18 protein-coding genes are annotated in these 23,969 nt (G+C 69.1%); 6 read left to right on the top strand and 12 right to left on the bottom strand.

The window, feature by feature from the left end; genetic code table 11:
• The first annotated feature begins 654 nt into the window (after positions 1 to 654).
• The 3 genes from K228_RS0112545 to K228_RS0112535 all read left to right on the top strand — a co-directional run bounded on the left by K228_RS0112545 (position 655) and on the right by K228_RS0112535 (position 3,805).
• On the top strand, positions 655 to 1,575 hold the full coding sequence (locus K228_RS0112545) for a helix-turn-helix domain-containing protein (RefSeq protein ID WP_188116195.1): 921 nt from the start codon (positions 655 to 657) through the stop codon (positions 1,573 to 1,575).
• A gap of 182 nt (positions 1,576 to 1,757) precedes the next feature.
• Positions 1,758 to 2,180 (top strand): SgcJ/EcaC family oxidoreductase, encoded by a 423-nt coding sequence (locus tag K228_RS0112540; protein ID WP_025618753.1) that lies wholly within the window; start codon positions 1,758 to 1,760, stop codon positions 2,178 to 2,180.
• A 248-nt stretch (positions 2,181 to 2,428) separates the two neighbouring features.
• Positions 2,429 to 3,805: an FAD-dependent oxidoreductase gene (locus K228_RS0112535; protein WP_025618752.1), complete on the top strand. Its 1,377-nt coding sequence runs from the start codon at positions 2,429 to 2,431 to the stop codon at positions 3,803 to 3,805.
• Between the two features lie 263 nt (positions 3,806 to 4,068).
• Here the strand turns inward: K228_RS0112535 and K228_RS0112525 are convergent, their stop codons facing one another.
• The 9 genes from K228_RS0112525 to K228_RS0112480 form a co-directional block, all read right to left on the bottom strand.
• Positions 4,069 to 5,523: an amino acid adenylation domain-containing protein gene (locus K228_RS0112525; protein WP_025618751.1), complete on the bottom strand. Its 1,455-nt coding sequence runs from the start codon at positions 5,521 to 5,523 to the stop codon at positions 4,069 to 4,071.
• Between the two features lie 76 nt (positions 5,524 to 5,599).
• Positions 5,600 to 7,102, bottom strand: coding sequence for a 4-hydroxyphenylacetate 3-hydroxylase family protein (locus K228_RS0112520; protein ID WP_025618750.1), 1,503 nt, complete (start codon positions 7,100 to 7,102; stop codon positions 5,600 to 5,602).
• A 401-nt stretch (positions 7,103 to 7,503) separates the two neighbouring features.
• Positions 7,504 to 8,385 carry a phytanoyl-CoA dioxygenase family protein gene (locus K228_RS0112510; RefSeq protein ID WP_025618749.1) on the bottom strand — a complete coding sequence of 294 codons (882 nt, stop codon included), beginning with the start codon at positions 8,383 to 8,385 and terminating at the stop codon, positions 7,504 to 7,506.
• A gap of 5 nt (positions 8,386 to 8,390) precedes the next feature.
• A complete protein-coding gene (locus K228_RS0112505; protein ID WP_025618748.1) occupies positions 8,391 to 8,645 on the bottom strand; it encodes a phosphopantetheine-binding protein in 255 nt (84 codons plus the stop codon).
• Positions 8,646 to 8,666: 21 nt separating this feature from the next.
• Positions 8,667 to 9,848, bottom strand: a complete 1,182-nt coding sequence (locus tag K228_RS0112500) for an acyl-CoA dehydrogenase family protein (protein ID WP_025618747.1) — start codon at positions 9,846 to 9,848, stop codon at positions 8,667 to 8,669.
• A gap of 130 nt (positions 9,849 to 9,978) precedes the next feature.
• A complete protein-coding gene (locus K228_RS0112495; RefSeq protein WP_025618746.1) occupies positions 9,979 to 11,217 on the bottom strand; it encodes an acyl-CoA dehydrogenase family protein in 1,239 nt (412 codons plus the stop codon).
• An 11-nt stretch (positions 11,218 to 11,228) separates the two neighbouring features.
• Entirely contained in the window at positions 11,229 to 12,563 is a 1,335-nt protein-coding gene (locus tag K228_RS0112490; RefSeq protein WP_025618745.1) for a condensation domain-containing protein, read from the bottom strand.
• Between the two features lie 13 nt (positions 12,564 to 12,576).
• Complete coding sequence (gene cmdF / locus K228_RS0112485; protein ID WP_025618744.1) at positions 12,577 to 14,190, bottom strand: tyrosine 2,3-aminomutase; 1,614 nt, start codon at positions 14,188 to 14,190, stop codon at positions 12,577 to 12,579.
• Between the two features lie 325 nt (positions 14,191 to 14,515).
• Positions 14,516 to 15,826, bottom strand: a complete 1,311-nt coding sequence (locus K228_RS0112480; RefSeq protein ID WP_245603467.1) for a cytochrome P450 family protein — start codon at positions 15,824 to 15,826, stop codon at positions 14,516 to 14,518.
• 174 nt (positions 15,827 to 16,000) lie between these two features.
• Here K228_RS0112480 and K228_RS0112475 point away from each other — a divergent pair, with 174 nt between their 5' ends.
• Positions 16,001 to 17,377: an FAD-binding protein gene (locus tag K228_RS0112475; RefSeq protein WP_245603466.1), complete on the top strand. Its 1,377-nt coding sequence runs from the start codon at positions 16,001 to 16,003 to the stop codon at positions 17,375 to 17,377.
• Positions 17,378 to 17,439: 62 nt separating this feature from the next.
• Here the strand turns inward: K228_RS0112475 and K228_RS0112470 are convergent, their stop codons facing one another.
• From K228_RS0112470 to K228_RS0112460, 3 genes are all read right to left on the bottom strand, one after another.
• Positions 17,440 to 18,036, bottom strand: coding sequence for a DUF2306 domain-containing protein (locus K228_RS0112470; protein ID WP_245603465.1), 597 nt, complete (start codon positions 18,034 to 18,036; stop codon positions 17,440 to 17,442).
• Between the two features lie 270 nt (positions 18,037 to 18,306).
• On the bottom strand, positions 18,307 to 19,695 hold the full coding sequence (locus K228_RS0112465) for an FAD-binding oxidoreductase (RefSeq protein WP_025618740.1): 1,389 nt from the start codon (positions 19,693 to 19,695) through the stop codon (positions 18,307 to 18,309).
• Between the two features lie 123 nt (positions 19,696 to 19,818).
• On the bottom strand, positions 19,819 to 21,099 hold the full coding sequence (locus K228_RS0112460) for an acyltransferase family protein (RefSeq protein WP_245603464.1): 1,281 nt from the start codon (positions 21,097 to 21,099) through the stop codon (positions 19,819 to 19,821).
• A 245-nt stretch (positions 21,100 to 21,344) separates the two neighbouring features.
• Between K228_RS0112460 and K228_RS0112455 the strand changes: the two genes are divergently transcribed.
• Both K228_RS0112455 and K228_RS0112450 read left to right on the top strand, forming a co-directional pair.
• The gene (locus K228_RS0112455) at positions 21,345 to 22,187 is read left to right on the top strand and encodes an SAM-dependent methyltransferase (protein WP_025618738.1); all 843 of its coding nucleotides are present in this window, start codon (positions 21,345 to 21,347) and stop codon (positions 22,185 to 22,187) included.
• Positions 22,188 to 22,223: 36 nt separating this feature from the next.
• On the top strand, positions 22,224 to 23,780 hold the full coding sequence (locus tag K228_RS0112450) for a class I SAM-dependent methyltransferase (RefSeq protein ID WP_025618737.1): 1,557 nt from the start codon (positions 22,224 to 22,226) through the stop codon (positions 23,778 to 23,780).
• Positions 23,781 to 23,969 lie beyond the last annotated feature (189 nt).

Genomic DNA, 23,969 nt, shown 5'->3' with positions numbered 1-23,969 from the left:
TGCTCGGTCACCCCTGCGGTGGCCCGTTGTGCTGGGCTCGATCGCCTCCCGCCGCCCGATGTGGCCGGAGACCGCCCTGCATCTGCGGCGATAGCGCATGATCTGGAGTAGATTCGGGAATGCGGTCGGGCAGCGCGACGCAGTGGCCTCGCGGTCCGTTCGCCTAATCGGATTCGCGATTCGATCACCACTGTATTAACAAATGCGTCGACCATCCACTTCTGCCCGGTACGCATCGGGCACCTCCCCTCATCTGCCACCGGTCTCCTGACAGCGCCGCTGCGATGATCGTGCGGTTCCGGCGTCGTCCACGTCAGCACCCCGGGCGTTGCCGGAACCGGCCGTGGCCGGTTCCGGCAACGCCCGGGCAGCCAGGACCAACGGGCTAGCCCCGGCGACGGTGCTGCCCGGCGCGGGTGGGCAAGGACGGCGCCGGGCCGGGTATCCGGAGCGACCCGGGGCACCGGGCGCCGACCGGCCTGGTCACGGTCGCATCGCAAAGCTCGTTCGGGGTCAACCAAAAGGCGATCCTCAATATCTAAACCTTGCGAAAGAGGAAGATTTCACTAATGTGAACACCTGGTAGAGCTGGTGGAGGTGACCTTGCTCGACAGGCTAGGCATATCGGCGGGAATCGAAGCGGTCTACTGGGCGATGGTGGAGCACCCGACCTGGAACGTCGATGAACTCGCTACGAGCCTGGACGTGCCGGAGGCGGTCATCCACGATGCCTTCTCCGCCCTGGCCGACCAGGCGATCATCGCCTCACCGCCCGACCAGGAAGGCAGTCTGCGCGTGGCGAGCCTGCGGCTCGGCCTACTCGCCCTGCTACACCAGGCCGAGCAGCAGACGATCACCCAGCAGGCGAAGCTCCTGGCGGCCCGGGCCTCGGTGCTCGCCCACGCCGCCAGCCACGACACCCACCGCGGGCGGGAGGAGATCGTGCGGCTGGAAGGAGCCGACACCGTATGGGAACGCCTGACCGAGCACGCCTGCACCGCATCCGAGAGCATCATGACGCTGACCACCGGCCGGGCGATGCCACCAGGAACCATCGAGACCGCCAAGACGCTGACCCGGATCGCCCTCTCCCGAGGGGTGACGATCCGCCACATATACCAGGAAAGCACGCTGGACGACCCCGGCTCCCGAGCATACGCCGAGCTGATGGCGGAGCAGGGCGAGGAGAGTCGGGTGATGTCCGAAGCGCCGATTCGGATGACCTTGGTCGACCGACAGTTCGCCCTCATCCCGATCGGGCCACAGTCCCGGCGCGGTGCGTTGGAGATCCGCGGTAGCTCCCTGGTCTCCACGCTGTGTCTCCTCTTCGACCTGCTCTGGGAGAAGAGCAGAGAATTCCCGAGGTCAGCCCGGGCCGACAGGGATGGCTTAACTGATCAAACCGTTGCTATCCTCCGGCTGCTCCGCAAGGGGCGTACCGACGAGGCGATCGGTCGCCAACTCCAACTCTCCGAGCGGACCGTCCGTCGCACCGTCCATGACCTGATGCGACGCCTCGACGCGAAGAGTCGATTCCAGGCCGGCGTGGAAGTGGCACTGCGCCGCTGGATCTAACCCATCGTCGGGCCACCGCGTCGGCGGATACGGCGCCGGCCGACGGGTCGAGCCGCTGGCACTGTCCGTTGAGTCCTCTCCCGCGCCGGCCATGCGGCGCTGCGCACGCTTGGAGAGGCCGCGCAGGCTGGGATTCGAAACGATGAGGACATCATTTGCCGGCGCCCGAAAAGAGAGTGACGATGACTCCGACCAGTTCCACCAGTAGGTTCGACGCCGCCGACCAGGCCGCCGTCGCCGCCGTTCCGGCACGTATGGTCACCGCCTGGCGCGAACACGACGCGGATGCCTTCGCCAAGTTGTTCGCCGAGGACGGGACGCTTATCCTGCCCGGCGTGTTCGAGCAGGGCCGCGATGCCATTCGGCAGTTCATGAGCAATGCGTACGCCGGCCCGTACCGCGGGACGACGGTTACGGGGTCGCCGGTCGCGATCCGGCCGCTCGGCCCCGGCGCGGTGGCGGTGCTGACCGAGGGTGGTGTGATCGCGGCTGGCACCGAGGAACTCGCGCCGGAGAACGCGATCCGGGCGTCCTGGATTCTGGTCAAGGAAGACGACGACTGGGTGCTCGCGGTCTACCAGAACTGCCCGCGCGACCGTTCCTAACCTCCGCCGCCGCACCCTCTGATCCGGAAGTCCGCAGATCGGCCGCCGCCCGAGAGGCGGCGGCCGATGACTTCTGTCCACACAAGGCGTGGGGGGATAGCGTTCGCTGCCGCTCGCCGCGTTATCGCCCCATTCGGAGCCCGCATGAGGGCATGCGGAGAGATGTGAGCCCACCCGCCTGACTGCGACGCTCATCGCCAGGAGACCGCGGCCATAGCCGAGCCGCGAAGAGAGAGGTGGACCGACCGATGGGGAAGAAGCCACGCCGGGCGCTAGTGCTCGGCGGCAGTTATGCGGGCCTGTTCGCCGCGCGGGTCCTGACCGAGCAGTACGAGGAAGTCCTGATTGTCGACCGGGACAAGCTGGTCGGTGCGCACGAATCACGCCGCGGCCGTCCGCAGGACAAGCACATCAACGCCATGCACGTCCGCGGCCTGCAGGTGACCGAGGAGTTGTTCCCCGGCTTCATCGACGAACTCATCGCCGACGGCTGCCCAAGTGGCGACTATGCCGGGTCGTGCCGCTGGTACTTCAACGGCCGTCCGCTGGTCCGCGAAGACATCGGCTACCCTGCGGTGCCCGCCACGGCCCCGCTGATGGAACGCCACCTGCGGGAGCGTGTTGAGCAGCTACCCCGCGTGCGGTTCGTCGAGCGGCACGACATCGCCGGACTGGAGGCCTCGCCGGACCGATCGAGAATCATCGGCGCCCGGCTCCGAGACCTGGACAACGACCGGGACGTGCTGATCGAGGCGGACGTCGTCATCGACGCCACAGGGCGCGGCTCACGAACTCCCGCGATGCTGGAGCGACTCGGCTACGAGCGGGTTCCCGAGGAACGCATCAAGATCAATCTTGGCTATGTGACGCAGCACTATGAGTTGGACGATGATCCATGGAAGGGCGACCTGGCCATTATCCCGGTGGCGTTCCCCGCGTCCCCGCGCGGCGCGATCTTCACCAAAACCGACCACGGCAAGGTGGAGCTCACCACGTACGGCCTGCTCGGCGACCACCCGCCGACCGACCAGGAGGGCTTCTACGCGTTCATCCGGTCGCTGGCCATCCCGGACATCGCCGACGCGCTGAAGTCGGCCCGCCCGATCGACGATCCCGTCCCCTACCACTACCCGATCACTCTGCGCCGGCGCTACGAGCGAATGACCCGGCTGCCGGCCGGCCTGCTGGTCACCGGCGACGCGGTCACCAGCTTCAACCCGGTGTACGCCCAGGGCATGACGGTGGCTGCGGTGGCCGCGCTGACCCTGCGGCACCATCTGAGCGCGAACGGCGAGCCCGACCCGGCGGCGTACTTCCGGGACCTGGCCCGCGACTGTATTGACGCCCCGTGGGAGATGACCACGACGGTCGACCTGATCTTCCCGGGCGTACCCGGACACCGCTCCCTCAAGATGCGCCTGACGCAGCGCTACCTGCGGCTCGTGCAGGCAGCGGCGACCCGCGACCCGAAGGTCACCACGGCCTACCTACGGGCCGCGGGCATGGTCGACAACCCGCAGGCGCTGATGCGTCCCGCGACGCTGTGGCGCGTGCTGCGCGGGGCCCTCGCCCGGAGTGCCCCCGCCGGCCGGCCACGCCAGCCGGCTCTCACTCGATCGACCTGAGCCGCACCGACCCCGCCCGGGCCCGTCGTGCCCCCTCGACCGACGGGCCCGGGCGGCTTCCGCAACGCCACGTCGCACGGGACGGCACGCGCCGTCCCCTGTCGGACATCGAGTTCGACTCGGTGCTCATCGTCGACCCCGGCAGCATCGTCGGCGACTCGGTGCTCGTCGTCGACAACCACGGGAGTTCACCGTCGAGGCAGGGCTAGCTCGAACGGGCGAGGGAACGCGATGAGTGCCTAACGCGGTGCCAGGAGTGGCGATCAGCCGTACTGCAGCCGCCGGCCGTCGACCTTGCCGGTCGCGGTACGCGGCAGCGCCTCGGATACAACCCGGAACCTCAGCGGCAGCAACACGTCACCGAAGCGCTGCCGAACGTGCGCCCGCCACTGCCTCTGCGGCGGGTCGTCCGCGCGCGACACCACGTAGGCCACCAGCGAGGTGACGATTCCGTCCTCTGCGGGGACTGCCAGCACGGCGCACTCGAGCACCGACGGATGCGCGCCGAGCACGGCCTCGACTTCGGCGAGTTCGATCCGGTGGCCCTGAACCTTCACCTGCTGGTCGTTGCGGCCGCGAAACTCCAGCAGCCCGTCCGGGCGCCGCCGGCCCCGATCGCCGGTGCGGTACCACGGGCCGGGGCCACGGCCGGCGATCGGACGGAACGCGGGATAGTTTCGCCCACCCCGTAGATAGCCGGGCGTGACGTACGGACTGCCTACCACTATCTCCCCTTCGTCTGCCTCGACGTCCGCATCGTTGAGCACCAACACCTCACGCCCGGGGATGGCGCGGCCGATCGGCACCGCCCCGGACTCGCCCCGCGGGATCTGGTGCCAGGTCGCCGCGACCGTCTCGGTGGGGCCGTAGAGGTTATACAGTTCGATCCCCGGGGAGGCGTCGTGTAGCGCTGCCACCAGGTCAGGCGAGACCGCCTCGCCCATCAGAACCAGCCGCCGCAGCGGCAGTGTACCGCCCGCACGAGCCAACTCACGGGCGAAGCTCGGCACGGTCTGTAGCACGTCGATGCGCTCGTCAGCGAGCCAGTCGAGCATCCGCTGGGGGTGAGCGCGGACCTTCTCCGGCACGGGACACAACGCTGCCCCGGAGACCAGGGCGGCGAAGGTCTCGCAGATCGCTGGATCGTGCTCTGGGTGCACCCACTGGGCCACCCGGACGCCCGGGGTGAGCCCGAAGGCGGCGGCGAACCACAGGCTGAACTGGGCCAGCGCCGCGTGTGTCTGCGGTACCCCCTTGGGCCGACCGGTGGACCCCGACGTGTGCGCAAGGTAGGCCCAGTCGTTCGGCCGTACGTCCGGCTCGGGTGCGGACACCTCGGGCAGGTTCGTCACGTCCACGGGCGTGACGCCCACGTGGGTGGCGTACCAGCTGACGAGGTCGTCCGGGACGCCGGCGGTGAGCACGGCAGCCGGGCGCACGTCGTCCAGGATCATCCGGCCGCGCTCGCCGGCCGCCCCGGTGCCGAACCAGACAATGTGCGCACCAGCCCACAGTACGCCGAGGAGCGCCGCGTAGCGGTCCGGGCCAGGTGGCACCCGTACGGCGACTGGCCGGCCGGCCAGACCGGCGAGCGCACCGGCGACCCGGGCCGCTCGGGAGCGCAGGTCCCGGACGACGAACTCCTCGGATTCCCACCTGAGCGCGACCTCCTCGGGTGCGCGCTCGCGGAAGAGACGCTCTACCACCTGCACAGTCATGACCTGAGTCTGCTTCCATTCCAGACGCCGGTCTCCCGCGCACGTGCTCGCCGGCAGGAGAGCACGCTGCGAGTCCTCAGCGATGCGGCGCCCACAGGTCGGGTGCCGTCCAACCGTCCAGGTCGTACTCGGCAAGGCACTGCTCAGCGAAGGTCTTGTAGCCGTCGAGCAGACCGTTCGCAGTCTGCGCGTGCAGCAGTTCCACGCGGGTGTTCTCGTGGTTTCCGGCGTAGTTACGTTCGTAGAGCTCGTGCCGGCCACCGAACTCGGTACCGGTCGCGTCCCAGAGCAACTTCATCACCTTGACCCGCTGCTCGGCGTCGGAGCCGTCCGACCCACGCAGGTACCGGTCCAGGTACGGCCGAATCTCCGGGTTGTGGAAATCCTCGGCGCTGGAGTTCACGTAGATGAGCCCGCTGGCCACATCCTGTTGGATGATCTCCTTGACCCGCGGGTAGCCAACCTGCATGAACCAGCGGTACGCCATGCCGTACTGCGGATTCGGCAGCAGCGCGCCGTTCTTCCACTGCACCGGGTTGCGGGCGGCGGCGTCAGACAGGCCCCAGAACAGGTTGCGCCATGCGAGCACCTCACCCAGCCGGCTCTGCACCCCGCGGAAGTCCTTGGTCCCGGTCAGCTCCAACGCCTTGGCCAGCAGCCCGGCGAGGAATTCCAGTTTGACCGCGAGGCGGGTGCAGCCGTGAAAGGTGAATCGCTCGGCGAAGCCCGACTGGCCGGCGAACATCTGTACCTTGCCAAGGTTTCCGTAGACAAACACGTTCTCCCAGGGAATCAGCACTTTGTCCAGCACCAGGATGGTGTCGTTCTCGTCGAGCCGGGAGGACAGCGGATAGTCATACGGCGTGCCGACCGTGGCTGCGGTCGCGCTGTACGACGGGCGGCAGATCAGCTTCACCCCGGCCGCGCCCATCGGCACGGTGGCGATCAGGGCAAACTCCTTCTTGCGGATCGGCAGGCCGAAGTGCGCGATGAAGTTGTAGTGGCTCAGCGCCGACCCGGTGGCGACCACCTTGGCCCCGCTGACGACGAGGCCGGAGTCCGTCTCCCGGTCGACCCGAATGTACACATCGGCCACCTCGTCCGGCGGCCGGTTACGGTCCACCGGAGGGTGCACGATGGCGTGGTTCCAGAAAAGAACCTTCTCCTGCGACTCGCGGTACCAACGCTCGGCATTGTCGCTAAACGGCGCGTAGAAGCCGGCGTTGGCCCCGAGCGTCCCAAGGAACGACGCCTTGTAGTCGGGGCTGCGGCCCATCCAGCCGTAGCTCATCCGCGCCCAGGCCGCGATCGCCCGCTGGTCGGCGACCATCTCCTCGATCGTGTGCGGGGTGCGGTAGAACGGGTGCGTGAAGCCGCCCGAGCCGGTGTCCGTTGGCGCGGTCAGCACCTCACGGTTCGCCGGGTCGTGCAGCGCTTCGTAGAGTCGAGCGGTCATCCGGACCGGGTTGCGGAAAGCCGGGTGGGTGGTGACGTCCTTGACCCGTTCTCCGTGCAGGAAGACCGCCCGGTGGTCACGCAGGCTCTCGACGTACTCCTCGCCGGTCAGCGGGCGGGTCACCGCTGCGCTCCGGAACCGCGTGCAAGGACGTACCGGAACGGGAAGAGCCTGCTGCCGAACCCGGGCCGCCCCGCTACGAACCCGGGCGCCGCGGCCCGGGTTCGTCCGGCCGGAGCGGAAGACAGAGCAGCCGGCGTGGGGTCCGACTCGACCACGATCACATTGACGGTCATGCCCCCCACCTTCACACCGGCGCGACGACCGGGCATCTCCTGCGGTGCTCAGCGCCGGCCGCCCGCAGTCGCCCAGCCCGTTCTCCAAATGTGCTCACTCGTGCGGTTCGACGGCGACCGCGGCGCCGTCGAACACCGCAACAACGCAGCCGGTGCGCCTGCTGTCGCGGAGCGCACCGGCTGCTGCCGGGCCAACCCGATCGGGTGGCACCTGGGGGCGAGGGGCGTCTAGCTCAACGGGTTCGCCCCTCGTGGCCGTGCGGAAAGCTCCTGCTGAGTCCGCTCCAGCAGCAGGAGCGGATCCTGCGTCTCGACCTGTCCGAGGCCGGGCGGGCAGCGGTCCCAGCCGAGCAGCCGCTGCACCTCTTCCGGCAGCTGCTGCACGGTCTCCCGCGGTACGGCGAGGTACTGGTTCTCCTCCTGCCGCAGGTTGCCCAGGTCGAGCGCGACGGAGAGGCTGTGCCGCGACTCGGCCGTGGTGTTGGCTCCGCCACCGTGGTAGACACCGCCCGGCCAGAGCAGCGCGGAGCCGGCGGGCATGACGGCCGGAACAGTCTCGGCGTAGGTCGGCGCCCGCTCGTCGTCCCAGTGGTGGCTGCCGGGAATGACCAGGGTCGCACCGTTGGCGGCGGTGAAGTCGGTCAGGGCCAACATCAGCTGCAGCCGGCACGGCGGTCCCGGGTGCCGCCACAGATGCATCGCGTCGTCGCGGTGTAGCGGCTGCCTACCCTGACCCGGATCGATCCGGATCGCCTGGGTGAAGCTGACCTGGATGCTCGGCGTCACGTCCATCCGGACCTTGCCGATCCACATGTGCGTGGGCCGCTGCAGCAGGCGCCGGGCGGCGCCGAGGAACTGCGGTTGAAGAACCACGCTGGTCATGTGGCGCGGTGACCGATGGAAGAGGCTGGACAGCCGCTTGGTCTTCTGCCCGTCGTAGCCGCTCTCACTGTAGCCGGCCGCCTCGAGGCCGGAGCCGAGGTCGGCCCGGAGCCCAACGAGCGTCTCAGCGTCAACGAAGTCCTCGACGATCACCGCTCCGTCGCGTTCCAGGGCCCCGACGACGGCGTCAAGCGGAGCCGCCCGGTTGACGTGGGTCAGTTCAGTCACCACGCTCACTCCTCGACGCGCACCTGGATGTCCCGGGTAAGGGTCTCCAGGTCCGGATCCTCGAACAGGTCACCGATGTCAAGCGTGACGCCCAGTTGTTCCTCGACCGCCGCGACGATCTGCACGGCGGCGATCGACTGCCCGTCGAGCTCGAAGAACGTGGCGCCGGGCCGGTTGGAGCCCGGCCCGAGGACGTCGGTCCAGATCGCGGCGACCCGCTGGGCGACGTCCACGGTAGCCGGCTGCTGCTGAGTGGTCATGTCGCTGCTCCTCGCAAGGGTTCAGAGGTACTGGGTGTTGGGAGCGAGCCCGCAGGCCATTCGCCCGTACAGTTCGAAGTTCGTGTTCGGGTGCATGATCGCGTGCAGGTGCAGCGCTCTGATGTCCCGCTCGATCCGCTGGATCGGCACATCAAGTCGCAGCGACGATCCGCCGCTGGCGCCCGCGAACACGTCCACGGCCTCCTTCGCCCGCAGACACGCCGCGCCGAGATCGAGACGAGCCCGACCCCGCTCCTCCAGCGACCACGCCTGCCCCGTCACGGCCTTGTCGTCGATCAGGTCGGCCATGCGAGCGACGTGGAATGCGGCCTCGTCCACCCGGACCGTCGCATCGGCCACCTGCAGGTGCGTCACCGGCGCCGCCTCCTGCTCCGCATAGTCGGTGTAGGTGATCTTCCGACCCGGCAGGCGTGCCATGAAGGCGTCCCGGGCTCCCTGCGCCAGCCCGGAGGCCACCGCCCCCACGGTCGTGCACGCAATCGGCATGAACGGCGCACGCCACATCGGCGCCGACGGGTCCTGCTGCAACGGATGAGCCCCGCCAATCACCGGCCCCATCGGCAGCAGCCGCTCCTCCGGCACGAACACCTCCTCGGCGACTGTGGACACGCTGCCCGACCCCCGCATCCCCGCCGTGTGCCAGTCATCGACGATGTGCAGTTCGCTCATCGGGATCAGCACCATCACCGGCTCGAACTGACCGTCCGGGGCCGGCCGCACGGCGGCGTTCACATTCCACGAACTGTGCAGGCAGCCCGTGTTGAACGCCCACTTACCGTTCACCCGGTAGCCGCCCTCGACCGGCACCGCCATCGCCGTCGGACTGAGAATGCCGCTGATCCGTACATCCGGATCCGCGAAGACCTCCTCCCGCACCGGATCCGGGAACAGACCGACCATCCAACTGCTGATCAGCCACACCGACGCGGTCCACGCCGCGGAACCGTCGCCACGCGCCAGCTCCGCCAGCACGTCAGCAACGGTCCGCGCATCCGACTCGAAGCCGCCGAAACGATGCGGAACCCGCATCCGCAACAGGCCAGAACCACTCAGCGATTCGAGGGTCTCAGCGTTGAGCCGCCGCTGCTCCTCCGACGACTGCGCATTTTCCCTCAGCACCGGGCCGAGTTCTGCTGCGCGTTTCACCAATTCGTTTCGCGATAGAACAGTGACGGCATCCATCAAATCTCCTCGAACTCTAGAGCCTTCGATCTACACTTTCGCAGCTGCGGCTTCCGCAACACACCTCCCGAGCTGCCGTGCCGCCACCGGTCGAAAGGGGACCGGCACCGGGAGGGGAGGCCGCAACGGGTCAATGACGTCCGTTTTGCAGCCTCAGCTGGGCATATCCCCGGTTGGCCACGGTGGTGAGCAGTACGGCGGAACTGACGTGCGTACGCCCGGTGGAAAGGTCACGCCAGACCCGTTCAAAGCGTGTCCCCTCCCGTACAGCTGGGCTGCCGGCGGTCGGCTGCAGAATCTCGTCAACGGCCCGCCAGGCCAGGTCGGTGGCCTCCCGGCAGGTGACGGCGATCCGCAGATCCTCCTCGGGGGTGAACGCCCCGACCGGCTGCTCGGACAACTCGTGCCAGCGCCGCGAGGCTGCCAGCACGAGCGTCTCGGCGGCGTCGATCATGCCGCACGCCCGCCCGTACCAGAGCTGGTAGTCAGGATCCTCCGCCCGCGGCGGAAAGGGTGGGAAGACCGTGGTGCGGGAGAACATCAACTCCGTGTACGCGTCGAGCGCGCCCTGGCACATACCGACTGCGATGTGCGCGCCTTCCAGCGCCATCGAGCTTGCCGGTGCCCCGCCGTACTGCGGGTGCTCGTGCAGCTCGCGACCCGGGGTGCCCTCGGTCACCGAGATCTCCTCGAAGTTGACCTCGATGCCGAAGTGCTCGGGGATACGCCCACCGGAGATCCGGATGCTGTGCGACCCACTGCCCTTGAGGCCCAGTTGCCCGCCCCAGTCGTCGAGCATCTCCCACTGGTCGCGGGGCGCGATGAACAGCAGCCGCCGGGGCGGGTCCGCGTCCTCCCCGACGATCACGGTGTTGCCGATCAGGTGGGTCGCGTACGGCGCGCCGGAGCAGTACCGCCAGACGCCGTCCAGGACCCAGCCACCGTCGTCGGCCCGCTGGGCGGTGCCGTGCGGGGCGTTGACCAGCGGCGCGATGAGGTCACCGCCGCTGAAAATCTCGGCCTGCGCCTTCTCCCCGAACATGCTGCCGGCGAAGAGCGAGTGCGCCGCGCCCAGGCAGTACATCCATCCCGTGGACGGGCAGGCCCGACAGAGGATCATCGCGATCCGCAGGAAGGTGTCGAAGCCGAACTCGTAGCCGCCGTAGCGTCGGGGCACCGTAATGCGGTAGAAGCCCGCGTCCCGGAACGCCCGGTGGGTGTCCTCGGCGTAGTAGGTCCGCTGCTCGGTCTCGTGCTGACGGGCGACCAGGGCCGGTGCCATGGCTCTGGCCCGCTCGACCAGCACGGCCGGGGTAACCTCCGGCTCGGGTGGCCCGGACTCGCCGGGCGTGTTCTCGGTCACGGTCATGGCCCCGCGCCTCAGATCGCCCGGTCCGGGTTGGCCACCAGCTCACTGATCAGGCTCAGGAACGCGGCTGCCTGCTCCTCAACCTCGGCTCGCTCGAACAGGTGCCGGCTGAAGCTGAGCCCGCCGACCACCTCGGTGGCGCCGAGGTGCATCGACCAGATCATCCCGTCGGGGGTTTCGGAGCCCAGTTGCTGCGGGAGGACCCGCCGCCAGATCGCCGAGTACTCGAGGTCGCCGATCCGGTGCCCCTGCATCAGGTAAGGCGGCTGGACGGCCTGGAACAGGGTCGGCACCGCGTCGGGGCCGACCGAGGACATCAGCTCGGGCGCCTCGGCGAGCACGTGCAGCAGCGGCAGCTCGTGCGAGAAGGCGCCGATGCAGGCTGTCCTGGCGCGCGCGATGACGTCGCGGAAGTTCCGGCAGCCGTCCAGATCCACCCGCAGCGGGACGAAGTTGAAGAACGATCCGACCGTGGACTGGAACTGGTGCCGACGGCCCGGCGCGAAGGTGGGCACCACGATGTCGGTCGCCCCGGTGCGGCGGTTCAAGAAGACGGTGAACGCGGCGAACAACACCATGAACGTCGAGCTTCGCGTCGCCTTGGCAAGCCGGGGAACCTCCGTGCTCAGCTGCGCGTCGGTGGTGAAGCGGTGGTAGCTCGTCCCGGGGTCCTGTCCGGTACGACGCACCGGTGCGGTCAGGATCCGGGCGCCACGCAGGGCCTCGCGCCAGTACTCCAGTGCGGCGGCCACCCCTGGCCCGCCGGACTCCTGCTGCTGCGCGACGACGTAGTCCCGGTACTGGTTCACTTCGGGCAGCCGCGGCTCGTCACCGGCCACGCGAGCGGTGTAGCACTCGGCTAGATCCCGCAGAACCACCTGGATCGACCAGACGTCGGCAGCGCTGTGGTGGGCGCACAGCACCAGGACGGAGTCCTGCTCGTCGAAACGGCCGAGCACGGCCCGCAGCAATGGGACCTGGTCGACCGGGAAGGGCCGGGTCTCTGCCTCGATCATGAGCTGCTCGGCGAGCTGCTCCCGGTCCGCGTCCGGCGCCCCGTCCAGGTCGACCACCAGCAGCTCGGGCTCCACCGTGGGGAGCACGCGCTGCGAGCCGCCGTCCTCCAGGCTAACCACGGTGCGCAGCGCCTCGTGCCGCTCGACCACATCGGCCAACGCACGGCGGATGGCCGGCAGGTCGATGCGCCCGCGCACCCGCCACCCGAAGACCTCCGTGTAGTGCGGGCCGAACGGCCCGGACTCGAAGCCCTGGGCAAAGATACGGAGAAACTGCTGTTGCAGGGAGAGCTCCGCCGTCGCCTGCTGGGTTTCCGAGGTCGTGGTCATGCGTGATCTCTCCTCACTGAAGGCTGATACCGGCGTTGCGCAAGGCGTCGAGCAGGGTGCCGCGCTCGAGCTCGGCGGCGACCAGTTCAAGGTCGTCGGCCATGTAGCGGTCGTCCTCAAGGGTCGGCACGAGCGACCGAATGGTGTCGTACGTGACCCGGCCGGCCGGGCTCAACCGGTCGAGTCGCCCGGAGACATCCACCGCCTGCGCGCCGGCGAGGAACTCGAGAGCCAGGATGATGTTGTTGTTGCGCAGCACCCGACGCGCGTTGCGGGTGCCGATCAGGCCCATGCTGACCACGTCCTGGTTGTCGCCGTTGGACGGCACGCTGTGGATGCTGGCCGGGCCGATCGTCCGGTTCTCCGCGATCAGTGCGGTGGCCGGGTACTGCGCACCGGCGAAACCGCTGTGCAGCCCGGGCTCACCCTTGATCAGGAACTCCGGCAGACCATAGTTCAGGTGCTTGCTCAGCAGGCGGTTGCTGCGTCGCTCGGAGAGCACGCCGAGCTGGGTGAGCGCGATCGTCAGGAAGTCCATCACGAACGCGATCGGTTGGCCGTGGAAGTTCGCGCCGTGGAAGACCTCCCGGTCGGCGAAGAACAGCGGGTTGTCGTTGGCCGAGTTGAGCTCGATCTCAAGCTTGAGCCGGGCGTGCCCGAGGGTGTCCCGGACCGCCCCGATCACCTGCGGCACGCAGCGCAGCGAGTACGCCTTCTGCAGGAAGACGTCGGAGCGGAACACCGAGCCGTTGCCGTTGCCGTTCTCCTTGCTCGCGGCCACCTGCCGACGGAGGTCCGCATGCTCGACGGTCAGCCTGCTGCCGTTCATCAACGCGCGCATGTTGGCGGCGCTGGTGATTTGCCCGGCGTGCGGACGAGCCTCGTGGCCCTCCGGCTGAAACGGACTCAGCGAGCCCTGCAGCACCTCGATGACCAGCGCGGCGGCGATCTCCGCGTGCTGGGCCTGCGCCATGGCGTGCTGGGCCACCAGGGAGCCGACACCGGTCATCGCCGATGTGCCGTTGATCAGCGCCAGGCCCTCCTTGAACCGTAGCTGCAGCGGCTCAACGCCCAGCGAACGCAGCACCGGACCGGTCGGCACCCGCACCCCGTCGCGCAGCAGGTAGCCCTCGCCGATCAACGAGCTCGCCAGGTGAGCGAGCGGGGCGAGGTCGCCGCTGGCACCCAGCGATCCGATCTCCGGAACGGCCGGTATGAGGCCCTCGTTGAGGTAGAGCGCGATCCGTTCGAGCACGGCGGGCCGGACGGCAGAGTGCCCTTTGGCGAAGGCGTTGAGCCGTGCGGTGAGCATGGCCCGCGCCTCGGTCTCACTCAGCAGCGGGCCGACGCCGGCGCTGTGGCTGCGCACCAGGTTGGTCTGCAGCTCGGTCTCCTTGGCCGGATCAACGAGCATGTAGATCATCTCGCCGTAGCCGGTGGTCACCCCGTAGATCGGGATGTTCTGCCGCACGGTCTCCTCGAACTGCTCCCGGATCACCGCCGCGCGCTGCAACACCCGGGCACTCAGCACAACCGGGGCGTGGTCCTCGGCGACGCGGCACAGGTCCAGAAGGCCGAGCGTCTCGCCGTTGAGGTCGACGGCGACATCAGTTCCAACCGTCGTCATATATGCCCCCTAAGAATTTTGTGAATGGATACTTGAAGCCCTGCTTTGTAACGCATTCCCGATTCTCATCAGCCCCCTGGGGCCACGCATCTTCGTGATTGCCGCCACCGACAACTACTCCGAGCCACGACGACGCGAGGCACCCAGCGACGTCCGGAACTGTTCGAGAAGTACGGTTGGCCGGTGCCCGGGACGCGCCCGTCAGCCCCCGCCGGGCGCATGTTCCGTCGACGCCGCACCTGCTGGTTCGACTACAGCGGCCACGAGATAAGAAAATCCGCAACAATAAATGCCTGCGGCAGCGAATCGTGCGGTCATAGGTCGGTCAGGGTTGCGCACACAATCCCTGGACCGGCAGCTCGCGGCGGCCATTCATGATGAATGTCCCCTGTCCGACCAGTTCCTTCGGCTCCACCGCCAGACGCACCCCGGGGAACCGCGTGAACAGGGCCTGCACCGCGATGCGCACTTCCATGCGAGTCAACGCCGGGCCGACGCACCGGTGCACGCCATGGCCGAACGCCAGGTGCCGTTTGTCCGCGCGCCGGGCGTCGAACTCCCCCGCGGTGGCGCCGTGCAGCTCCGGGTCACGGCCCGTCGCGGCGTACCCGACCAGTACCGGGTCGCCCGGGGAGATGGTCGTACCGGCGATCGTGACCTCCTCCGTCGCGAACCGGAACGGCAGGTGCGCGACCGGCGCATCGGTGCGCAGCGTCTCCTCCACCACGTCGCCCCAGCTCACCTCGCCGCCCATCACCTGGGCGCGCTGACCGGGCCGGGTGAGCAGCGCCAGCACGGTATTGGTGATGAGATTCCGCGCCGGCTCGGCGCCGGTGTTGAGCATCAGCTGCGCCAGACCGACCAGTTCGGCGTCGGATCCGGCGCCTGCGCCGGTCACCGGGCACCCGCCCGGCTGGGCCGCGATCAGGTCGCTGATCAGGTCCTCCCCCGGCGTCCGGCGCTTCGCCGCGACCAATGCCTCGATCTTGCTCCGCAGCAGGGCGAACTCCGCGGCGGCCCGCTGCGGGGTCGACTCGATATAGCCGGCGCGGTCCAGAATGCCGTCCGGGTCGCTGTCGGGCACCCCGAGCAGCTCCCCGATCACGCGTGCCGCCACCAGGTGCGCGTACCGCTCCTTGAGGTCGATCGGTTCGCCCGGCTGCTCGGCCGCCTGCGCAGCCAGTTCGTCCAGCGCGCGGGCCACGGCCCGCTCGACGCGCGGCTGCAACGCGGCGATCCGCTGCGGGCTGAACGCGCCGGCGACGAGCCGGCGTTGGCGGGCATGCGACTCACCATCCGTTGTGGACATATTGTCCATCCGGGCCCAGGCGATCAGCGGGAAGTCCGGGCCCAGGTCGCCGTTGACGTACGCCGGCCAGTGCTGCCGGGCGTTCTTGGCGAAGCGCGCGTCCGCCAGGACCTGCCGGGCAGCGTGGTAGCCGGTCACCGACCACGCCTCGACTCCGCCCGGCAGCAGCACCCGGGTGACCGGCCCACTGGCCCGTAGCCGGGCACCCTCGCCGTGGATGTCGGCACCGGCCGGATCGATGACGAACAGCGACTCGTCGTCCACGTCTGCCTCCAGTAGGGCGAATCGGTGCAGGTCGTTCCAGGGTGTACGGCGACCCGACGTCACCGCGTCTTCCACACTGCGCAATCCGCCGAAGCGGTGCGGGTGGAGTTCTCGCCCGCGGCACCGGGGTCCCACCCGCCACGGCAGATGCGCATTCCACGAGATCCACGCGGTACGACGGCGTGTGACAGTGAACGGCGGCCAAGTCAATGACCGGTCAGGAGGTCTCCTATGCCCATGGCAGATGGACCGAGGTTGGTCGCCGCGATGGCGGGCGAGCCCGGGTACGACGCCGCCACGCAGGTGTTCAACCTGCGCGAACCGCCGAGACCGGTGGCAGCCGGGACCGCACACACTGTCGACGATGTCCAGGCCGCAATCCGATTCGCCCGCGCCGAGCGGCTGGCGGTCCGGGTGCACAGCACCGGGCACGGCGCCGGTGCCGCCCGGGCGATGGGTGCGGCGGTGCTCATCCGGACCCAGCTCGACGGCGGGGTTCGGGTGGACCCACAGCGTCGGCTGGTGCGGGTGCCGGCCGGCACCCGGTGGGCCGAGGTAGCCGACGCCGCCGCCGCGTACGGGCTGGCCGCGCCGCATGGCACGTCCGGGGACGTGGGTGTGGTGGGCTACTCGCTGCGCGGCGGGATCAGCGTCTACGGCCGGAAGGTGGGCCTTGCGCTCAACAGCGTAAGGGCAGTGGAGCTGGTCACCGCCGACAACGAGTTACGCCGGGTGGACCCGGCCGAGGACCCGGGGCTCTTCTGGGCGGTACGCGGCGGTGGCGGTGGGTTCGGTGTGGTGACCGCGGTCGAGATCGCCCTGTTCCCCGCCCGCCGGGTGTACACCGGCGCCACCTACTGGCCGAGTACGCGGACCGCCGAGGTGCTGGATCGCTGGCGCGGGTGGACGGCGGACGCGCCACCGGAGGCAACCACCTCGTTGCAGATCTTCAACCTGCCGGACCTGCCGATGGTGCCGGAGGCGCTGCGGGCCACGACCGTGATCGGTGTCGCCGGCACGATCCTGGGCTCGGAGCTGGATCCGCGGCTGGCCCGCCAGCAGGCAGAGCATCTGCTGGGCCCGCTCCGAACGATCGAGGGGCCGGTGCTGGACACGTGGCAGCTGTGCTCACCCGACGAGGTGGCGCGGGCGCAGCTGAGCCCGGACGAACCTGCGCCGATCATGGGCGACCACCTGCTCCTCAGCGAGCTGAGCGACCCCGCCGCGGCTGCCTTCCTGGACTCAACCGGACCCGGCTCGGGATCCCCACTGGTCAGCGCTGAGCTACGGCACCTCGGTGGCGCACTCGCCGTCCCGCCCGAGACCGGCGGCGCGTTCCGGCACCTGGACGCGGCCTACGCCTACCTGGGCACGGCCGTTCCCTTCGGCCCGGACGGTGCCGCCACAATCGAGCGGCACTGCGCTGTGGTGCGTTCCGCCCTCGCGCCGTTCGACACCGGACGCACCACCCCCACCCTTGTGGAGAGCCTCGACCAGCCACAGGCACATCTAGATTCGGATGTGATCGATGCGGTCGATCGGGTACGGCTGCGGGTCGATCCGGACGGGCTGTTCCGGGACGACATCGTTCCTGGCTCGTCCCGGCTGCGCTGACCCCCCCTCGCCAGACGCCGGCGGGACCGCCACGAGCGGTCCCGCCGGCGGTTCGGGGTGGGTCAGCGCAGCGGCGAGGAGTACGTGACGACCTGGCCTCCGCCCTTGCTCGACCGCTTGGCCCGGCTCTCGATCCACAGGTGCGCGATCAGCAGGTTCACCACCCAGCCGAGCCAGTTGGCGACCTCGATCAACACGTCAACGCTCACCTGAAGGCTCGGGAACGCGGTGAGGATCACCACGATGATGCGCCCCCAGCTGGTACCGAGCGCCAGCGCGAAGCTGTAGATCATCCAGCGTCGGTGTTCGGCATACCGGCGCTGGCGGGCCATTCGCCACCCGATCACGGTGGTGACGATCCACAGCACACCCATGGCTCCCAGCCCGATGCTGCCAGCCGGGCCGGGTCGCAGCGGAATCAGCGCGAACACTCCCAGCGCGGCCGAGGGCAGCGCGCCGGCCAGGATGTAGACCCGTCCGCTGGCGCGGTGCACCTGCGGGTAGTGGCGGCGCAACCACGGCCACAGCTGCAGCAGCACCGTCGCCATCGCCACGTTCCCGGTGACCACGTGCGCCACGAGCAACCCGAAGTGCGCGGGTGCCGACGGGTCAAGCACGCTTCGTGACTGACTCGGGTCGAGGCTCAGGTATCGCGGCATTGCGTATACGAAGTTAAATACAACGAGGCCGAGAGTGAGTACCAGCCAGAGGTACCGCTGGCGCCACCACACCCCCGGCCGCTCGGGGGTGGCGGCTGGGGGTGGTTGCGGCACGGGTGGTTCGGTAAAGTCGACGTTTAGTCTCTCCGCGTTCTGGGGCATGGCGGTCCCTCGGGTCGTGGGTGCGTTGATCCACAGTGCGACTTACTCTCGCACTCCCTACCCGGGGCACTCATCTCCCAAAATGCGCCTTCACGCCGCCCGGCCCCGCTACTCGGCGGGCGGGATGTTGACGTTCAGCCGGAACACGTTATCCGGGTCGTAGCGGCGCTTGATGCTGGCCAGCCGCCGGTACGTCGCCTCCGGGTACGCCTCGCGGACCCGCTCCGCGCCGTCGTCATACAGGAAGTTGACGTACGCGGCCTTCTCGCCCTGCCGAACCGCGGTGATGAACTCGGTGGTCCACTGCCAGTGCACCGGGGTCTCGGCGAGGTCTTCGTACACCGCCGCGGCGACGACCATCATTTCCCGGTTGCGGTGTGCGAACGCGGTCGCGTCCGCCGGCACCTGCGCCATCGCTCCGCCCAGCACGCGCAACTGCGCCACCGGCATCATCGCGGTTGACGAGCCGAGCAACTCCAGCACCCGCTTGGCCGTGGCCAGGTCGAAGTCGTCGATGAACAGGTTCCGGGACACTGTGATCGGGCGATAGTCAGGGTCCTCCGGCGGGTAAACGTCCGACAGGGCCTTCACCTCGACCAGGTCAGCCAGCGGCGGGGCGATCTTCCGGAACGGCGCCACGGCCCGCTCCCCGGCTTCGAGGTCGTCGCCGCAGTACACCAGCTCCGCCATGACGACCAACTGACCGTGGTACTCCTCCGGCAAGAACGGCATCGGCGGCGCCGGCATGACGTTCACGATGCTGGACAGCTCGTCCGGCGCAGCCTTGGCCGCCTCGAGGTAGGACACGATCACCTCTGCGGTGGCCGGCAGGACGAGCATGCCGGCGAGCACATCACGGACCGGGTGCAGCCGGAACTGAAGCTGGGTGACCACGCCGAAGTTACCGCCACCACCACGGATCGCCCAGAACAGGTCGGGGGCGTTGTCCGCGTCGGCGCGGACCAACTCACCGTCGGCGGTGACCACGTCGGCAGCGAGCAGACTGTCGATGGTCATCCCGTACCGCCGTACCAGGTATCCCACCCCACCACCGATGGTCAGCCCACCCAGGCCCACCGAGCCGGTGTCGCCGAACCCGGTCGCCAGCCCGTGCTCGGTGGCCGCCCGGGTGTACTCCAGGGAGGTCAGCCCCGGACCGGCCCAGGCGGTCCGCCCGGCCACATCGATTTCCAGCCCACGGAGTGCGGACAGGTCGAGTACCAGCCCGTCGTCCCAGACGGCGTATGTGCTGTGCCCACCGCTACGTACCGCGAACGGCAGGCCGGTCTCCTTCGCGAACGTGATGACGCGGGAGACGTCGGCGGAGTCCGCCGCGCGGGCGATGACGGCCGGCCGCCGGTCAATGTTCCCGCTGAACGCCCTGCGCGCATTCTCGTAGTCCGCGTCGTCCGGCGTGATCACCTGACCGGTGAGCTCCGCACGCAGCTGCGACACCCGGCTCACGAGCCCGCTCGTCGGCACTGACGTGTCCCGCATGTAACGCCTCCCATTTCGTGGCGCCGGACCGGCCGGGCGCGCACCTACTCGATGGTCGGAGCCGGGAAGGGGATTTCGACATCGCCCGTCAACCCGATCCCGGCGCCGCTCCACGGACACTTGCTACGGCGCGGGGGGCGACCCGGCGGTTTCGGACCGGGCGTCCTCGGGCTGGGCCGGCGGAGACACCGGCTCCGTGCGGGGCGGGCTCGGCCGGGTTCCGGCCGGTGTGTTGCCGGCCGGCGGGGTTCCGGCTGCCCAGCGCCGTGAGCCAGACCAACGACGCATCGCCGGCACCTCCACGAATCGGTGTAGGAGCCCGGCCAGCATGATGCAGAAGAGTAGCGCGCCGACCAAGAACAGCAGCGCCACCGGGGTACTCCACGCCGGCCGCTGGGAGACGTTGGCCGCCCAGTCGCCTCCCAATCCGGCGTGCAGGTTGAGGATCACGAACAGGTGCAGCAGGAAGAAGGCGTAGGAAATGTCGCCGAGCCAGACCATCGGACGGCTCCTCAGCCAGGTCTGGCGTCCCCGCACATCCGCGGTCGCCGCAGCCGCGATCAGGAAGCTCAGCGGCAGCGGGTAGACCGAGGCAAACCCGTAGATGGTCGGCAGCTGCAGGGAGACCACATAGACCAGCCCGGCGAGCAGCGCGGCCGGCGCGATCCCGAGGTTGAACCATCGGCCACTTAGGACAATACGCGCCATGATCATGCCGAGCACGAACTCCAGCCCCCGGACCAGCGGGAAGAAGTGCGTGAACCACATCTGCGGCCAGGAGGTGTCCGGCGCGAACGGGCTCGGGGGGTCCGCGGGCAGCAGCGTGAGCGCCACCACCGGCATCAGCAGCGCGGCCGCCCCCACACCCGCGAACGCGTACCACAGCCTGCTCTCTCTGATCCTGGTGACCAGGGGCAGCAGCACGAACGGGAACAACAGGTAGAAGACGACCTCGGCGGAGAGGGACCAGGTCACACCGTTGATCGAGGTAGCGACGAAGTGGGGGTCTGGAATCCAGCTGTGGACCAGAAACAGCGTGGCGAGCGCGGACCCCGGATGGATCGACGCGCCGGCCGCCAGCAGCAGCACGAGGGCGAGCGCATAGGCCGCGACGTGGTTGGGCAGGACCTTGACGGCCCGTCGCCGCCAGAACTGCCGTGGTCGGTCACCTGGCCGAGCCGACCAGGTGAGCACGAAGCCGCTCAGCACGAAGAAGAACGAGACGCCCAGAGCGCCCGCGTTGCCCGCCCACGAGCTGTAGGCGCTCTGCACGCCGCTGTCGGCGAAGACCGACAGCACCGTGCAGTGATAGACGAACACCAGAAAAGCCGCGACGAACCGCAGGCCGGTCAGCGAGTCAAGCCTGCCCGATCCGGTTCCTATGGAGATACCCCTGACGCCCATATATGCCCAACTCTCTATGTCATTAACTTTGGGGCAGGCTATTGCCACCAGGGACCGCCGAGTTCTTTCAGGTTGCCCAATCTCCCCGCTCGACGTCGGAGGGTTTCCCTGGCACGTCCCACGTGGACGCTGTCCGCCGGCCGCCACCCCGACCGACGCAATCATGAAGATGTATGGCTCCAGGGCCGCCGTAACCATGGAGCGAGGGCTCGGACGGCCAGCCCCCCAGTGCGAGAGGTGGAGCCATGCAGAGCTCGACAACCACTGGCGAACCGCCGGAGCCCGACGAGATCGCCGCGATGTTCGACGGGTCATCCGACATGTCAGACGCCTTCAACGACGGCCAGGTGCACCTGGCCTACTGGTACGACGACGAAGATCAGGCATCGTTGGTCGAAGCGTCGCAGCGGCTGACCCGCAAGGTGGCGGACTCGCTGCGGCTGCGCGAGGGCGAGCGGGTACTCGATGTTGGCTGCGGCCTCGGCGCCCCCGCGATCCAGCTCGCCGCCGAGTACGGGGTAGAGGTCACCGGCATCAACATCAGCACCCGTCAGGTGGCCGAGGCGCACGCCCGGGCCCGGGAAGCCGGGCTTACCGACCGGGTCACGTTCCTGCGCGATGACTACAACTCGCTGGCGTTCCCGGACAGCAGCTTCGACGCGGTGGTGGCGATGGAGTCGCTCGTCTACACAAGTGACCTCGTACCCGCGCTCAGAGGTCTGCATCGGGTGCTACGTCCCGGCGGACGGCTGTCGTTGACCGAAACAACCCGGGAGGGGCTCGGCGTCGTGGCCGCCAGCCGGTTCGCCGCCGCTTTCGGGGCCAAGTGGCTGCTGTCGGTGGACGACTGGCTGGACACCTTACGGGAAACCGGCTTCGAACTGGTGGAGTACCTGCAGTGCGGGCCGCGGGTGTTCGGCATGGCCCCCAAGTACGTACAAGCCGTGGAGGCGCGGCGCGCCGAGCTGGCCGACCGCTTCGGCAAAGCCGCCGTCGACGAACTGCGCCAGACCCTGGAACACTTCTTCACACCAGGCGCGCGCCAGATCGGCTACGCAGTCATCACCGTCAACAAGCCCTCGCACTGAACCGCCAGGACGGTCAGCACCTGGAAAGGACCATCCATGACCTACTCCACCGTACGATCGGCCACCCGTGACCTACTAGAGGCGTTCACCGAAGCACCGCCCGAGCGCCGGGAGGTGGAGTTCCGACGGCTCACCGAGACGGTGTGGCGCGGCGGCGCGCTAACCGGCCACGCCGCCACGGCCGTTGGTGATCTGCGGGCGGCCCTCGACCGGACGCAGGCTGCACAACAGGGCTACCTGCTGGTGCTGCTGGGTCTGCTGGTCGAGGCGGAGTATCCCGAGACCGGCGGCGAGGTGCACACCGCCGTGCGCGACGGGATGGAGCACTACCTCGACCTGGCCCGCGGCCTGACCGGCGACGAGCCGTTGACCTTCGCCATGCTGTACCTACTCGCGCACTTCCCCGCCGACCGCGACCGGATTCTGGACGCGGTGCGGGGGATGCGGCTGGCTCCGGACGACCGGACCCGGCTGGACCGGTGCCTGAGCGAGCTCGACCACGACGACCCGGATCTCGGCCGGGCCTGGCCCTCGCCCTGGGACTGGGGCCTGACCGGTCAGGAGCGCGAGTTCGATCGACGGTGGATCGCCGACCTCAGCCGCGAGCAGGTCACCCGAACCTGGCGCTGGGACACCCGGTCGGTGTACGCGTACATGGGCGCCAAGGCGTACTGGGCGGTCCAGCACGGGATGCCGAAGAACACCGCCTCCGACGGTCCGCGCGCGGCAGTGCCGGCCGGCGTCCCGCAGGAGCTTCCGCCGTCGGCCTACACCCGGCATGCCGCGCTGTGCTGCCCGCACTGCGGCGGCCGGCTCCGGCCCGACCCGAATCGGCTCACCTGTGACAGTTGCCAAGCCGGGTACGCGGTCCGCCGCGGCGTTCTGGATCTTTCGCAGCGGTTGCGCCCCGGCACCGCGCTCAGCGAGACCCCGGAGGACGTCGAGAAGGACGTACTGCAGAACGCCGCGGCGATGCGGGGAATCGGCTTCCGATACGAGAGCGGGATGCGTCCGGCCTTCCTGAACGTAATGGGCATGAACTGGGACGACGCCGTGACTCCCGCCGACGAGGACGAGTACCTGACCACGCGATCGGGCAGCGCGACCGGGACGGTGCTCGACCTGGCCGCGGGCGCGGGCCGCTGGACCTCGGTGCTGGCCGACGCGGTACGCCCGGAACACGTCCTGGCGCTGGACCTCAGCGGAGAGATGCTGCTGGACCTGCGGACCCGGCTGCCGCAGATCCCGGCGGTGCGCGCCAGCGCCGTGGACCTGCCGTTCGCCGACGCCAGCCTGGACGGCGTCAACTGCTGGAACGCACTGCAGGCGCTGCCGGACGCGGAACAGGCGATCAACGAAATCGGCCGGTGCCTGCGCCCTGGTGGTGTCCTGACGATGATGACCTTCGTCTGGTCACCGGACCCGGTCTACCGCTACTTCCAGCACTCCCACCACTTTCCGGCGCGGCCGGAGGGGTTCCCACTGTTCGAGTCGGCGGAGGTCCACACCTGGCTGGACCGGGCTGGTCTCACGGTTCGCCACCAAGACACGCCCGGAACATTCCTATTCATCACCGCGGAACGCCAGGCCTGACCCCCGTGTTGGAGTGCGTGCCCGCCCGTGGGTCCGTCGCCCGTCCAGGTGACGACGCCCGGCGCCGACTTCGGCCAGCCGGGCCCCACCACCCGGTATGCTGCACTGGAGATCGACTACCGTCAGGGCAGCCCCGGCCGCCGTAACGATGCGGGAGGTACGGTGCGCACGCACGCGAGGGCGGACTCG

The sequence above is a fragment of the Salinispora cortesiana genome (assembly GCF_000484695.1).
Taxonomy (GTDB): domain Bacteria; phylum Actinomycetota; class Actinomycetes; order Mycobacteriales; family Micromonosporaceae; genus Micromonospora; species Micromonospora cortesiana.
Note: the sequence above shows the minus strand (reverse complement) of the source record. Positions and strands in the feature narration are given on the sequence as shown.